This window comes from Protofrankia sp. Cj5 (genome assembly GCF_917627405.1).
GTDB lineage: Bacteria > Actinomycetota > Actinomycetes > Frankiales > Frankiaceae > Protofrankia.
Genome location: NZ_CAKJTO010000004.1, coordinates 60895 through 75569 on the forward strand (window position 1 = coordinate 60895; position 14675 = coordinate 75569).

11 protein-coding genes are annotated in these 14675 nt (G+C 64.2%); 3 read left to right on the forward strand and 8 right to left on the reverse strand.

The window, feature by feature from the left end:
- Positions 1-3 precede the first annotated feature (3 nt).
- The 7 genes from MJ777_RS02325 to MJ777_RS02355 all read right to left on the reverse strand — a co-directional run bounded on the left by MJ777_RS02325 (position 4) and on the right by MJ777_RS02355 (position 8576).
- Positions 4-1782 carry an MFS transporter gene (locus MJ777_RS02325; RefSeq protein ID WP_370652625.1) on the reverse strand — a complete coding sequence of 593 codons (1779 nt, stop codon included), beginning with the start codon at positions 1780-1782 and terminating at the stop codon, positions 4-6.
- Positions 1783-2111: 329 nt separating this feature from the next.
- Positions 2112-2348: a zinc ribbon domain-containing protein gene (locus tag MJ777_RS02330; protein ID WP_239307843.1), complete on the reverse strand. Its 237-nt coding sequence runs from the start codon at positions 2346-2348 to the stop codon at positions 2112-2114.
- Between the two features lie 35 nt (positions 2349-2383).
- Entirely contained in the window at positions 2384-3721 is a 1338-nt protein-coding gene (locus MJ777_RS02335; protein ID WP_239348111.1) for an ATP-dependent 6-phosphofructokinase, read from the reverse strand.
- A gap of 492 nt (positions 3722-4213) precedes the next feature.
- Positions 4214-5305 carry a PP2C family protein-serine/threonine phosphatase gene (locus tag MJ777_RS02340; protein ID WP_239372822.1) on the reverse strand — a complete coding sequence of 364 codons (1092 nt, stop codon included), beginning with the start codon at positions 5303-5305 and terminating at the stop codon, positions 4214-4216.
- Between the two features lie 671 nt (positions 5306-5976).
- Positions 5977-7254, reverse strand: coding sequence for a GNAT family N-acetyltransferase (locus tag MJ777_RS02345; RefSeq protein WP_239307846.1), 1278 nt, complete (start codon positions 7252-7254; stop codon positions 5977-5979).
- Between the two features lie 657 nt (positions 7255-7911).
- Complete coding sequence (locus MJ777_RS02350; RefSeq protein WP_239307847.1) at positions 7912-8274, reverse strand: hypothetical protein; 363 nt, start codon at positions 8272-8274, stop codon at positions 7912-7914.
- A complete protein-coding gene (locus MJ777_RS02355) occupies positions 8271-8576 on the reverse strand; it encodes a WhiB family transcriptional regulator (RefSeq protein ID WP_239307878.1) in 306 nt (101 codons plus the stop codon). The genes MJ777_RS02350 and MJ777_RS02355 overlap by 4 nt, the downstream gene beginning before the upstream one ends.
- A gap of 557 nt (positions 8577-9133) precedes the next feature.
- Here MJ777_RS02355 and MJ777_RS02360 point away from each other — a divergent pair.
- Complete coding sequence (locus MJ777_RS02360) at positions 9134-10537, forward strand: XRE family transcriptional regulator (protein WP_239307848.1); 1404 nt, start codon at positions 9134-9136, stop codon at positions 10535-10537.
- A 757-nt stretch (positions 10538-11294) separates the two neighbouring features.
- Here MJ777_RS02360 and MJ777_RS02365 read toward each other — a convergent pair.
- Positions 11295-12134 (reverse strand): carbon-nitrogen family hydrolase, encoded by an 840-nt coding sequence (locus tag MJ777_RS02365; protein ID WP_255723980.1) that lies wholly within the window; start codon positions 12132-12134, stop codon positions 11295-11297.
- 409 nt (positions 12135-12543) lie between these two features.
- Here MJ777_RS02365 and MJ777_RS02370 point away from each other — a divergent pair, with 409 nt between their 5' ends.
- Together MJ777_RS02370 and MJ777_RS02375 are read left to right on the forward strand one after the other, a co-directional pair.
- Positions 12544-13737, forward strand: a complete 1194-nt coding sequence (locus MJ777_RS02370) for an acetyl-CoA C-acyltransferase (protein ID WP_239307879.1) — start codon at positions 12544-12546, stop codon at positions 13735-13737.
- Between the two features lie 164 nt (positions 13738-13901).
- Positions 13902-14660 (forward strand): 3-hydroxyacyl-CoA dehydrogenase, encoded by a 759-nt coding sequence (locus MJ777_RS02375; RefSeq protein WP_239307850.1) that lies wholly within the window; start codon positions 13902-13904, stop codon positions 14658-14660.
- Positions 14661-14675: the final 15 nt, after the last annotated feature.

Here is a 14675-nt window from a genome sequence, read left to right on the forward strand (position 1 = left end):
TCGTCATCGGGCTTGCCCGGATGTTCTTGAGCCCTCGGCGCGGTGCGCGGGGATCAGCCCGGCTCCGGTGTCCGCCAAGCGCCCGCCTACCTCCTCCGCCGCGCCGAGCCTGGATTTCGTCCCGCCGGCAGACCCGGCGATGAAGGATGCGAGCAGGGCGATCAACAGCATTACGATGGAGAACGCAAAGGTAGCGGCAAGACCATCGGAGAACGGCCCGGAGATCAGATTCGGAAAAAAGGCGCGGCCGGTTACGTAAGCGCCCGAGTCAGGTAGAGCCGACAGCGTCTGCGGCCCGAGAAGCTGCTCCATCGGATTGTATCCGAGAAAGGCTGAGAATAGAACGCCGATCGGCGGGAGCGTGGAAACAGTCCGCGCAACCGGCACTGGCACACCTTGGTCCACAAGCCCGTTGAACATGGTTGACGGCAGGCTACGCGAAAGCCCGATGACTATCAGTGTGAAGGAAAACCCGATCGAAAGCACGAAAGCGGCGTTCTGGAAGGTGGCAGCCATGCCCGCGCCAACGCCTCGGGTGTTCGCCGGCAATCCGTTCATCACGTCAGCCCGGTTCGGTGAAGAGAACAGACCGGTGCCCAGGCCATTGATGAGCAGAATCAGCGCGAATATCGGATAGGGGAAGTTCACCGGGATTACCATGAACAACACAAAGCTCACGATGACGATGGCTAGGCCTGCCATCGTGAACATCCGGGCACCGAAGCGGTCGGACAGCACGCCGGCAAGCGGTGCGGCCACCAGAAACCCGACCGTCAACGGAATCAGGTAAATTCCTGCCCATAGCGGAGTCTCCGCGAAACCGTAGCCATGCTGCGGCAGCCAGATTCCCTGTAGCCAGATGAGAAGGACGAACTGGAGACCGCCGCGGCCGAGTGACGCCAGCAGGTTCGCGACATTGCCAGCGGAGAACGACCGGATCCGGAACAGTTCCAGATTGAACAGCGGTTCGGCCACCTTAGACTCGATGACCGCGAAGGCGGCCAGCAGGAGTACGCCGCCGATCACCGCAGCCAGCACCCACGGGTTGGTCCAGCCCATAGTGCGCCCACCATAGGGCTGTATGCCATAAGTGATGCCGACGAGCAGCGCGATCAACCCGCCAGCGAACGTCATGTTTCCCCACCAGTCCATCGCTGTACGACGCCGCACACCGTTGTCCCGGAGTTTCGCATAGGCCCAGAAGGTACCGAATACTCCAAACGGTACCGACACCAGGAAGACATAGTGCCAGTTGATCGGGGCGAGTAGCCCGCCCAGCAGTAGACCGAGAAAGGTGCCGGCGATGCCGGCGACCACATTGATACCCAATGCTAACCCGCGCTGACGGGTGGGAAAGGCATCAGTGAGAATAGCCGTGGAATTTGCGACGAGAAACGCCCCGCCCACGCCCTGTATGATCCGCCAGCCGATCAGCCAGAGAGCGGCCGTGGTGCCGTGCATCCAGGTAGCGGCCAGCAGAATCGAAGAAGCGGCGAAGATCGCAAATCCGAGATTGTACATACGGACGCGACCGTACATGTCCCCAAGCCGGCCAAATGTCACCACCAGCACGGCCGTGACGACGAGGAAGCCCATCATCATCCACAACAGATAGCTGATGTTGCCAGGGCTCAACGGGTTGATGTCGATCCCGTGGAAGATGTCCGGCAGCGCGATCAGAACGATCGACGCATTGATCGTTGCCATCAGCATGCCGAGCGTGGTGTTGGACAGGGCGATCCATTTGTAATGCGGACCCAACGTAATCGGGCGATTATCCATTGCCGATGGTCGAATAGTCCGCATATTGTCCGAAATTTGCTGGTCCATGCAGCCCGAGTCCCGCACTTCGCCGCCCTCCACGCACGCCACTCGCCTCACTCGAAAACTTGCTTAGTAAGACTAAACAAGTAACACCAAAGTTGGCGAGGCGAGAAGTGTGAGATTGGCCCGGAGTTCCCCGGAAGTGACCCTGGCCAGCAGTTCGGCAAAAAAATCAGGAATAATGGGGACTAACTGGGCAAAACTATCGGATGTCCCAGAAGCACGAAAACGGCGATGGGCTCCCTCAAGACACTTCGAGGGAGCCCATCTGGACGCACAGGGTGGAATCAGGTACAGCAGCCACCGCCGCAGCAGGCGCCCCCCGACGCGGCAGGCTGCGGCGAAGCCGGTCTGGAAGAGGGCGCCGCTGACCCCGCCCGGGTCACCGCGACCGCGGTGAACACCCTGCCGGTGTCGGTGTGACCACCCGGGCACGGCGTGCTGGCGGCGGCTGTCTCAGTGATCCCGCGCCGCACCTCAAAGCTGGTGTCGCACGTGCGGCAACGGTATTCGTATGCAGGCACACTCCTACTTTACGCCAACGACGCGGCGTCGGCGGTCAGCCGAACTGAACTGGCTGACCGGTCGCCTCCAGGACCGACAGCCAGAGATCGCCGGCGGGGTCAACCTGGCTGCGATGGCTGATAGCCAACGGGATCGGGACGTGCACGAACCTGCGTCGCCACCGGCCGACCACCATCTCGGTACGGCCTGACATCGCCGCATGCACCGCGGCGTGCGCCAGCCGGATGCAGTACACACTGTCATACGGATTCGCCGGTACGCTGCGGATCATATAACTCGGATCAATGTATTTCAGATTCAGCTCCATGTCCACCGCGCCGAAATATTCCGTCACCCGCCTGTTGAGGAGCGGGCCGACGTCCCGTAGCTTGATATTACCGGAGGCATCGCTGCCCTGTGATTGCTGTCCCTGCTCCTCTTGGGCGAAAAGCTCCTGCCCGGCGCCCTCCGCGACGACCACGACGGCGTGGCCCCGGTCCTCGACCCGTCTGTGCAGGAAGTTCAGCAGCCCGCCTTCGCCTTCGAAGGCGAAGGGCACCTCGGGGATGAGCACCACGTCCGCATCGCTGTTCGCCAGCGACGCGTAACAGGCGAGAAAGCCCGAATGGCGGCCCATCAGCTTCACCACGCCGACGCCGTTGGGTGAGGATGTCGCCTCGACATGCGCCGCCCGTATCGACTCGGCAGCCTTCCCGAAGGCGGTCTGAAAACCGAAGCTCTGGTCGATGTACGGAACATCATTGTCGATGGTCTTCGGCACACCGACAACGGCGATCTTATCGCCTCGCTCGCCCGCGATACGGGCGATCTCGAGCGCGCCGCGCAGTGAACCGTCACCGCCGATGACAAACAGGATGGTAATACTCATCCGTTCCAGACAGTCAACGATCTCCTCCGGGTCCTGTTGCCCGCGCGAGGTTCCAAGAATTGTTCCGCCGTTCTCGTTGATAGTGCCGACGAGCTCGGGGGTCAGGTCCAGGACGCTGTGGCCGTAGCGGGCGATGAACCCCTGATACCCGTTGCGGAAACCGAAGATCCGAGTCACGCCGTAGTGTGAGGTCAATTCGAACACCAGGCCGCGGATAACATCGTTCAAACCTGGGCACAGCCCCCCGCAGGTGACAATTCCGACCCGCGTCTTGGATGGGTCGAAAAAAATCTTTCGCCGGGGCCCGGCCGGCTCAAATCCCGGGAGAGCGTCGATCGGCATATCACGTTGCGTAACCAGAGACAACGTATCGTCAAGGAGTACCCGGTCGTCTTCATCCACATAATGCTGGGTCGTTCGCTTGTCACCGATCAGCGGCGCAAGCGGCGAAGTGATCCGGCAGGATCCCAGCGCCCTTACCGAAAGTTCTTGGCCGTCAGCCATCAGTAACGCACCCTTGTGACCATCGGCAGCGCGAAGAGAATGGCCCCGGATGACCTCGGAGCCTCTCGGTGATCGCGCCATCCCTGCCCGACTGGCGGACCGGCTTTGTTACCGACGCGAAACAGAGATTTCCGGGTGGGTGACACCACGATTGTCAAATCTCCTTTCTCGCCCACTCGTGTCAAAGAGTACCGGTCCAGCCACCAGCACCGAGGAGGAGGCTCGTGAACATGTTTTCGCCGTGCGCCAGACGAAACCCATGCTTTACTGGTCGGACACATCGTGCCCCCCGGGTCGGGCTCACCTGTCACCGTCGGCGGGCATCGGCTGGCCGACCAGCCGCAGGTCGCCATCGATGTTCATCCCACCGCCGGCTGGCGTGCACGCCAGCCGGATCGCCGTGGCAACGCGGCCCCTACCCGAAAAAAGTGAGATCCATTACAAAACGCCCACCAGCGGCCGACCCGCCAGTAGGCACAGATCCACCGATGCTCACTCGCCCTGGCCGACCGAGATGGCTGATTCGGGCGCGGACACTGGCAGCCCGCCGGAAACCGCGATCATGCGGCCCGGCGCGGGCAGCCGCTCGGCGATGAGCAACGCGAGGTCGTCGTGCAGGTTCCCCCCGACATGGCCGTGCAGATGAGCCACCAAAGCGTCCAGCACGGTGTCCAGAGTGGCCGCTGCCAGCTCGGAAAAATGATCTTCAAGGCTAAAAAACGTCCGGTTGCTGTCACGAGCCTCGATCAGGCCGTCAGTGAACAACAGCAACCGGTCGCCCAGGCCCCAACTGCTGATGGTTGCCGTGAAGTCCTCCGCGATGCCCAGCGGAGGACTGGGCTCGATGATTGCCAGCGGGCGGGCTGAGTCCCCGGACAGCAGAATCGGCGGCGGATGTCCAGCAGAGATCATTCGCAGCGTACCGTCTGGTTCGATGTCGACAAGCAGAGCTGTGACGAAATCCTCGGCGCCCGCTTCCCGGGAAACCGCTCGGGCGCAGGCAGCGGCAACCCGCTCGATCTCCGGGTAGTGGACGGCGCCCTCACGGAAGGCACCCAGCACAACCGTGGTCAACCGGACCGCGGGCAGACCTTTCCCCTTCACGTCCCCAATGATCATTCGTGTGCCACCGGATACCGTCACAACCTCGTAGAGATCCCCACCAACCAGGGTCTCGGCCGTGGCGGACAAATATCGAGCGGCGAACGCGATCCCGTCCACAGCCGCGGGTACCACTGGCAGGAGCGCACGCTGGGCAACCTCGGCAACGGCACGTGCCCGCCCGAGCTCCCGTTCTCTACGCCGCCGGGTGACCGCGACGTAGATCGCTACAGCGCCCTGGACCGCGACGAGTACACCTGCGGCGACATGCTGCCCGGTATCGAACCACCGATCCCATGCGCCCGACGCCACGGCCGCGGTCACCGCGGCGAACCCAGCGACAACGGTGACCAGCGTCGAACTGGTAGCCGAGGCGAGCAGCGGCACCAGGCCGTAGAAGCCGGTCAGGTCGATCCCGGGGATGACGACATCGGCGGCCACGAGAAGCCCCAGCAGACCCAGCAGGCCTCCATCGGCCGCCACGACCGCACTTCCACATGTCCGCATTGTCCTCATCATGTACACAACCAACGAACGAGGAAACGCTGTTGACCACGATGCGACCACCATTGGAACGCTACGTGTGCCGCGGCCGCAACCGGAACCGGAAGCGGCTGCCGGCCATCATCCACCGGCGGGCGAGGCCGAACGCCACGCCGGTACCGGATGAGTTGTACCGGTACGGCCAAGAAGGCGGCCAGGGGCTGCCTGGGCGTGGCGAGCCGGACAGACGGCTTCGGAAACACGCCCCGGAGAGCCTCCGGCGGCGCGGCCATACCGCAGCGCGCTGCCGGAGGCTTGTGCGCGAAGTGACAGCAGAACGGTCAAAAATCAACTACAAGACATATAAGGCACAACATTAACTAACAGTAGTAGACATGAGCACATCAACTATGCACCATCAGGGGCAATATGGACAACGGACACCCCATTCGGGGCCGATCTCAGGCGGGGACGAAGAAGCTGGCCCCGACCGCTAGACGCCCGCTGACAGGCATCCGCGGCAGGTCGCGCCACCCGGCCCATCGCGGTCGCACCGCTGGAGCCAGGCCGAGGGCGGTCACCACGGCCTGCGGCGCGCCCACACCGGGAAACCGCCCCGCCGGGCCAGCCGCCGGCATCCGGCTGGCGGTAGGTCAACGATGGCGGAAGTTTCAGCTGCGGGTGAAGGCCCTGGCGTCCGAACGGAAGCGATCGAGTTCATCCGCGCTGATGGTCGGTCGCGATGAGCGCGCCGCCGCCAGAAGATCTTCGGTGGTCACCGGCAGGCGCTCACCCTTGTCGACCGCGCGGTGGAACGCGGCCGCCACGGCTCGCTGCACGGTGGATGCAAGATCAGCGGGTGTGAACAGCTCAGTGGCCGCGACAACCGGTTCGACGTCCACCTGCTTGTTGTCGATCCGCTCGAGGAAACGATCGAGTAGAAGACGACGGCCGGGGGCGTCCGGTGGTCCCACCGGAAGGACAAGATCGAAGCGTCCGGGGCGGATGAACGCCGGGTCCAGCGCCGCGATCGAGTTCGTCGCACAGATCAACAGACGCCCTGGGGAACTACGGAACTGTGGGATGGCCTTCAGCAGCTCATTCACCACCGACTGGCTCTCCGGCCCAACGGCTTCCCGGGACTGCGCGATCTCGTCCACCTCATCGATGAACACCACGACTCGTTCGACCTGCATGAGTTCGGTGATGGCCGTACGCAGCTCGGCGGCGAGGTTGCCGCCGCTGCCGGCCGCGACCAGCCGGGATGGCAGAAGTTCCACGAACGGCCACTCCAGACGTGCCGCTACCGCCCGCGCGAATGACGTCTTCCCGGTACCCGGTGGTCCGAACAGAAGCATGGTCGTCGGTGTGACCACCCCATACGTCTCCGCCAGCTCGTTCTCCTTGATAGGCAGCAGCAGGCGCTGTTCCACCAGTTGCTTGCCTTCGGCCATGCCGGCCAGACTGTGCCATTCCGCCGCTGTGAGCAGGGTGCCGCCCCAGCGCTCCACGGTCGTGACGTCGACCGGCCGCAGTGGCTCGTACTTCTCATAGAGTGTGAGCCCGGTCTTGACGAAGCCCCGGTTCCGGAAGGCGAGTTCCCCGAACTGCCCCGACGCGAGCAAGGTGGTTATACGGCGATGACCAGCGTGAATCAGCTGGTTCTCCAACGCCTGCAGAAGCGCGGACCCGATACCTCGGTATCGCCACGCAGGCGAGATTGCCAGCGCAAGTACCCGGGCATAGCCTTGTTCGTATTTTCCGACCGCGACGCCGACGAACTGATCGGGTGTGACGGCGACGACAGCGGGAGTGTCCTCGCGCAGCGCGAGAACTGTGTCGGTCAGGTCAAAAGACGGCCCTTCTTCGTCAGATCTGACCTCCTCAAGCAGACGAACCGTAGCGGTGTGATCGGTGGTGTCGTAGGATCGCACATGCCAATTGGTCATGACCGACTCCTTTCACTCGTGTCACTCGTGCGCAAGTACGGGTCAGTTACCTGTCGCGTCGTTTCCACTCGTGTTACCACTCGGGCAGCGGCAAGGAGCCCGCGGCGCAGGCTCGAAAGGAGCAGAATTAACCAGCCGGCGCGGGCTATCCATCCGCGGAGGGGAGCGGTAGATTGCCCGCGCCGGGGTCTCACCCGGGGTTCGCGACCGTTGTCAGCGACCACTCCGGGGAGCTTTTTTCGGCCACGCTGGCCTCAGCCACCGGCCAAAGAAGTCGGGCCCGTTACTCTTTTCACACCGTCGGGGGGCCGGGCCCGCTCAGACCACGGCGGCGGACGCCGCGGGTAACGTCCTGGGCTCCGTACCGCGGCTGCCCTGGCCGGCCCCCCGCATCGGGTGGAGACCCACGCGGTGTTATGCCCCGGCGATTTTCGGCCGGTTTTTCAGTGACCCCGGGGATGCGGCCAAGGTGGCACCAACCGAGACTCGACCAGTTCGTTGCGGAAACAGTTGTCCCACGTCGGGCATATCGATCGAACATCTGACGGCACCATCGCGTCAGTGCGGTGAGGCCTCGGCGGAACATTCCTCGAGGTGCCCTCCCCTGCCCTCGCGGACGGCCGACAGGCGTTGTCGGCGTCCCACGGAGTCCGATCATCAGACGGCGCCCTCGCGCGGGCGGGGGATCGTATGTTCCCGCTCAAGCGGAGCGGCCGACAGCAGGCTCCGGCCCGCTCGGGCGAGTTCGTCCGGTAGCCCGCTCAGCCCGAGCCTGTGCCCGGCCTCGGTGCGAATGACCATCAGATGGGCCAGCAGTGCTCGAGCTTCGTGAATCTCTCCTTCCGGCGCGCCATCCGCGATCAGCCGTGCGAGGGCAGTCATCACATCGCTTTCCGAGGTCACAGCCTCGGCGTATTCGCGTGCGGCGATCCACAACCGAGCCGCGGCATGCTGCCAGTCCGCCATGGCGCAGGCCATCAACGCGGGCGAGGCGGTCCGCGGCAACGTCTGTGTGATCACTGTGCTACCCGGGGAGCGGGGGCACTGACCAGCTGACGACGCAGTGCCCGTCGCTCATCCTCGTCCAGACCACCCCAGACACCGGCGTCCTGACCTGTGTCGAGCGCCCAGTTCAGACACTCACGGATCACCAGACAGCGGCGGCAGACGGCCTTGGCCTCCTCCAGCTGCCGCTGTGCTGGCCCGGTCGTACCGACCGGGAAGAACAGCTCCGGGTCCTCATCCCGGCAGGCGCTGCGCTGACGCCAGACTTCCAAATCCTCCGCGGTCTGCGGCTCCTGCGGCCGGACATGACGCCACATGTATGCGGTGTTCATGTCCTCAAACTGGCCGCGCAACTCGCCAGCCGCGTCCAATACAAGAACTCTTCTGCTCATCCGACACCGTCCCGTGGTCGCGTCGACATGAAGACTAAATCGAGCAGAAGCGTACGACCGGCCCCAGGGAGTGTCTACTCGCAATGTTTCAGAACCAGGGAACAGGGAATATGCCCCAGGACGGGGCCAAGGACTCATGAATAAAGGCTGAGGTACAACGTCCTGCCACCGACATTCGTCCAAGGCGCCGGGAATCATGCTTTTCAGCGACATCCGGGCGGCAGTTCACAGATCCACACGATCACCGTCCGGATACTCCGCGTGTGCCTGAGTCGCGAGCGCCCGGGGCCCGGCCAGGGTCACATACGGTGCCGACGAATACCGGCCGGGGCGTAATCCGGCGAGAATCAAGACGCCTCGCCGTGGACCGACCAGGAACAACGACTCACCACAGGTGACCTCGGGTCCTTAGACTCCGGAGGGGGGGTTGGCTACGTTCCGACTACATGCCTTGACATGACGGCCAAATGGGAGAAGGTCAGATGCCTCCTCGAAGGGTTACCATCGGTCCGTTGCAGCATGCACGCCAGATCCGCGGCCTGTCTCTGGCGCGGGCAGCGGAAGAGATCCGGAGTCTCGCCGAGGACATCGGTAGACCATGGGATGCGTTGACCGCACAGCGCCTCTCGGAGTACGAGGGTGGCAAACGCCCGAGCTGGGAACACTGTGATCTACTATCCCGCTATTACTGCACCAATGTCGTCGCGCTGGGCTGGGCGTGCGACTATGCCGGACCCGAGACCGGGACCCTGGCACTCATGTCGAATTCAGTTGACGATGGGGAGGCTCGATGGGCAGACGCCGATCTCGACCTTCTATGGAGACCTGACGGGTTGGCCGTCGGGTTCGAGGAGGTGACCGCCAATATGGAACGGCGGAAGTTTCTCAGCGTGTCCGGCGTGGCGCTGACCTCGGTTGCGCATCACTGGCTCATGACCGATTCAGCCGGCCTTGCCGCGGCGCTTGAGGGAAAGCGTGTGAACGACTCGCTCGTCGCGGGCTTCGAGCGGCGGGTCGACACGCTTCGCAAAATGGATGACGTTCTCGGAGGGGATGACATATACGAGCTTTCCATGGCGGAGCTACGGGTAGCCGTCCGCGTCCTGCGGACCGCCTTGTACGGCCACGCCCACGAGGCACGGCTGTACGCTGTCGCGGCTGAGCTGGCCCGCATCGCAGGCTGGGCAGCCTTCGACAGCGGCTACCACGGGGGTGCCCAGCGCCTGTGGATGGTCGCGCTCCGGGCCGCCGGCGAGGCCGGCCAGCCCGCGCTCGGCGCCAACATCCTGCGTTGCATGGCCGAACAGGCGGCCTGGTATGGCGACCCGAATGACGCCGTCACCATGCTCCGCTCAGCGCAGGCCGGAGCCCGCGCGGCAATGACCGCCACCGAGAAGGCGGCAATCTCCGGCGCGCTGGCTCTCGCGTACGGCCGTGCCGGCGAAAGCACCACAGCCGCCCGGACCGCCGAGGACGCGGTTCATCTCATCAGCCAGTCACAACCAGCGGAAGATCCGCCGCACATCTACTGGTGTGTCCCGTCCTGCATTTCGCTTTTCGCCGGTGAGGCGCTGCTCGCCAGCGGTGACGGAGCCGCGGCCATTCCGTATCTGGACAATGCCACGGACGGGTTGGCCGGTGATTTCCCACGCGCCCGGGTGGAAGCCATGACCAGGTTGGGTGTGGCGCACGTCCAGGCCGGCGATGCCGATGCCGCCATTCAGCTCGGGCATCAGGCCGTTGAACAGGCGGCTCTTCTCGATTCCGGAATGGCCGGACGAGACGTCGCGACACTCTGCCGTGAAATCGAACGTACCGGGTGCCCCGGGGCCGCCGATCTCACGGATCATGCCCGCGTCGCGCTGACCGCCGTCGGCGCGGCCTGACGGCACGGCAACGCTCCACCCGGTCTCCACAACGCCGGACCCGCTCCGCGGCTCCAGCACGGGACACCGCACAAGAGGCAGTCGAGGCGGCATCGCCGCACCGACTGCCTCTTGTGTTTTTGTGATTTATGTCCGCTTTGATGCATTCATCAGGCCGTTGATTACGCCAGCCGGGAGTATGACCCTCGCCACATTTCTCCATCTATTCAAGTCCGACTGGAGTCAAATACCCGCAACATCCCGTTCGTCGGCCTCGAGGGTGGCAAAAATATGATCTTCCAGATTGACTCCGTAAAGCATCCAGATAATTACCAAAAGTAACGTCAATTACTTAGCGTTAAATACCTCGAGAACGTCCGACCAATGGCCGCCTATCGTCGACCAGCCGAAGGCAGCGGACGATCGGCGATCAATATGATCGGCCAATATGATCACGATCGCCGCTGATCACCGCCACACCTCTCACCGCACTTGATTTCCCGACCATGCTGTCGCGAAACTGATAGCTGGGTCACGTCCACCGGAACAGTCTCGGCAATCCCCGCGGCGTCACCCAGCAGGGGCTGTCCGGGTATCTGGTACGAACCGGGTATTCAGCCGCCGCCAGGATCGACGGGCGACGGCACCGCGCCAGACCGGTCTCGACCGATGGCATGAGATCCGCGCTGAAGGCTTCGGAGCCGGCCCCGTACGAACCCGCCTGGCAGGATCATGGGATCCATGCGGCCACGGGTCCGGTCCACGACCGCACAGTCGGTCACGGATTGTCTCCACTGGGCGACTCGCCGAGTCGATTGATCAACAAAATGTCAAATCGTCGGTGCGCAAGGGCTGGAAACGCGGCTCGAACATCCGCGACTCTCGCGGTGTCAAAGGTCGCCGCGGGCAGACTCGGAGCATCGCCGCCCTCCGCCAGTACCACGCCCCATGGATCAACAATCACGCTGTTGCCGGCCAGTCGCCGGCCGGCCTGCCAGCCCGCGGCATTGCAGGCGACGAGAAGAACCTGGTTCTCGACAGCGCGGGCACGGGTCAGGATCCGCCAGTGGTCAAGTCGTTCGTGCGGCCAGGCTGACACGACCACGATGATCTCGGCACCCTGATCGACAAGCAACCGGAAAAGCTCCGGAAAACGAAGATCGTAACAGGTGGCTAGCCCGACGGTACCGAAAGGCGTACGGCTGGTGATCACATCCCGCCCCGGCGTGAGCAGTTCCGCCTCCCGCGAGCCATGGCCGAAAAGGTGAACCTTGCGGTAGACCTGGAGAAGATCTCCATCGGGCCCGATGAGCACAGTGGTGTTGTGAAGACGCCCGTTCGGGCTCCGCTCGACCATGCTGCCGGCGACCATGTGCCAGCGGCGTTCCCGGGCCACCCGCCGGAGCGCGGTGAGAACGGGCCCGTCCAGCGGTTCGGCGTCCTGGGCATACCGATCGAACGAGAAATACCCTGTCATCCACAGCTCGGGCAGCACAACCAGGTCCGCGTCGTCGATGCTACGCAGTTGAGCGAGCACTCGCCGCAACCGATCGTGAGCCCCCTCCGAGCTGGGACATTCAAGTTGGACACAGACGACGCGAACTCCGGGTTGTGGCACGCTCCGAGCGTGCCACTCCACTCCCGTTCGCGGGGCTGGGGCACGCGCATCGCCGCATCGCCGCCCATCCATCGCCGCGCGATGCGCGGGTACCCCGGCTGGTCAGTCGGCCCCCAAGGACCATGGTGACGCCACCTCCGCAGCCTTGCGATACGCGCGCCCCAAGCCCAATTCTTGATCCACTCTCCTATTGCCGGGCGCTCTAACCTGCCGGAAATTCGCTTTTTTTGACCGCGTAATGCCTGGTGGATGACGATGGGCATGGCAGTCCACTGACGACAGAGGTCGACGAGCGGTGCGTTGCGGCCTCGCCCGGCGGCTCCTTTGATCGTCCATGGTTTCCTGCCACGAGCACAAAACCATGATCGTGCAGCTGCTGGCTTACCAGTACCCGCTCGAAGGGAAATTCATGAACAACGCGGTCATCGTCGATGTCGTTCGGAGCGCATCCGGACGAGGCAAGCCAGGCGGCGCTCTGTCCGGAGTGCATCCGGTCGAACTGCTCGCGACCGTGCTCCGATCGTTGATCACACGTAACGACCTTGACCCGGGGCGGGTCGACGATGTCATCGGCGGATGCGTCCAGCAGGTCGGCGAGCAGTCCGCGAACATCACCCGGTATGCCCTGCTGTCCGCGGGATTCCCGGAGAGCGTGCCAGCCACGACCGTTGATCGCCAATGCGGATCAAGCCAACAAGCCGCGCACTTCGCCGCGCAGGGCGTGATGGCCGGCGCCTACGACATCGTGATCGCGTGCGGCGTCGAGTCGATGAGCCGCATCCCGATGGGCACGCCGACCATCGGCCAGGACCCACAGGGTCCTGGCGTCCACGCCCGTTATCCCGAAGGCCTGGTCAACCAGGGCGTTTCGGCCGAACTGATTGCCCAGAAATGGAAGTTCGACCGCGAAACCCTCGACGCCTTCGCGGCGGCCTCCCATCAGCGCGCGGCGGCCGCGGCGGCCGCGGGCGCCTTCGACAACGAGATCGTGGCGGTGGCAGCCCCCGCGCCGGACGGAACAACCAGTACACATCTGGTGGACCAGACCATGCGGGCAAGCACAACAGTCGAGGGCCTCGCCGGTCTCAAGCCATCCTTCGGCACCGAGGAAATGCGGGCGCGGTTCCCCGACGTCGACTGGAAGATCACCCCTGGAAACTCCTCACCGCTGACGGACGCGGCATCCGCCGCACTGATCATGAGTGAACAGGCTGCCAGCAAGCTCAACCTGCGCCCCCGCGCCCGCTTCCACGCGTTCTCGGTGGTCGGCGACGACCCGTTGCTCATGCTTACCGGTCCCATCCCAGCAACTCAGCAGGTTCTCGCGCGAGCCGGCCTGACCATCGGCGATATCGACGCCTACGAGGTCAACGAGGCCTTTGCCCCCGTGCCACTGGCCTGGGCACACGAACTTGCCGCCGACCCGGCAAAACTCAACCCCCGCGGCGGAGCGATCGCCCTTGGGCACGCGCTCGGCGCCTCCGGCACCCGGCTGCTGGGGACGCTGGTCAACTACCTGGAGGCGAACGGCGGCAGGTATGGCCTACAGACCATGTGCGAAGGCGGCGGCATGGCCAACGCAACCATCATCGAACGTCTTTAGAGCGCCCGGCAGTAGGGGCGCGCCATCCTGCCGGCGGGCAATGCCGTCTGGCTGCCGGCTCCGCCGTGAAGCCGGCAGCCTGTGCCCCGATCCAGCCGTGACAGCGGTATGACCGGAAACAGCATGATCAAAAATGTCAACAAAACAAGAGAGGTGTCGGACAGGTGAATATCGCAGGTGGCGTCGCCCTGATCACAGGAGGAGCCTCCGGCCTCGGGCTCGCGACAGCCCGTCGTCTCGTAAACGCCGGTGCCAGTGTCGTGCTGCTGGATCTGCCCACATCAGGCGGCGAGCAGGTCGCCGCCGACCTTGGCAAGGCCACCTTCGCGCCCGCTGACGTCACCGACTCCGAACAGGTCAACGCCGCGCTCGATATCGCTACCGGCCTGGGCGAGCTGCGTGTCGTGGTCAACTGCGCCGGGATCGCGCCGCCGGCCCGGATTCTCGGTAAAGGCGGCGTGATGCCGCTGGAGGCGTTCACCCGGATAGTCACGGTCAACCTGATCGGAACCTTCAACGTGATCAGGCTTGCCGCCGAACGCATGGTTCACAACGAGCCCACCGCCGGCGAACGCGGGGTGGTCGTGTGCACCGCGTCGGTCGCCGCGTTCGAAGGCCAGATCGGGCAGGTCGCATACTCCGCGTCCAAGGGCGGTATCGCCAGCATGACTCTGCCGCTCGCCCGCGACCTCGCGGACAAGCAGATCAGGGTGGTTACCATCGCGCCGGGCCTGTTCAAGACCCCGCTGCTCGCCAGCCTTCCGGCGGAGGCACAGGCTTCGCTCGGCCGCCAGGTGCCGCACCCCAACCGCCTCGGCGATCCTGACGAATATGGCGCGCTGGTCGAGCACATCACCGCCAATCAGATGCTCAACGGTGAGGTCATTCGACTCGACGGCGCCATCCGAATGGCCCCCCGCTGACCATGTGATCGATGG

What these genes read in the sequence shown, in the direction of transcription:
- MJ777_RS02360 (WP_239307848.1), top strand. Translation starts at nt 9,134, where the DNA reads ATGCCTCCTCGAAGGGTTACCATCGGTCCGTTGCAGCATGCACGCCAG.
- MJ777_RS02325 (WP_370652625.1), bottom strand. Translation starts at nt 1,782, where the DNA reads ATGGATAATCGCCCGATTACGTTGGGTCCGCATTACAAATGGATCGCC.
- MJ777_RS02335 (WP_239348111.1), bottom strand. Translation starts at nt 3,721, where the DNA reads ATGGCTGACGGCCAAGAACTTTCGGTAAGGGCGCTGGGATCCTGCCGG.
- MJ777_RS02370 (WP_239307879.1), top strand. Translation starts at nt 12,544, where the DNA reads ATGAACAACGCGGTCATCGTCGATGTCGTTCGGAGCGCATCCGGACGA.
- MJ777_RS02355 (WP_239307878.1), bottom strand. Translation starts at nt 8,576, where the DNA reads ATGTGGCGTCATGTCCGGCCGCAGGAGCCGCAGACCGCGGAGGATTTG.
- MJ777_RS02345 (WP_239307846.1), bottom strand. Translation starts at nt 7,254, where the DNA reads ATGACCAATTGGCATGTGCGATCCTACGACACCACCGATCACACCGCT.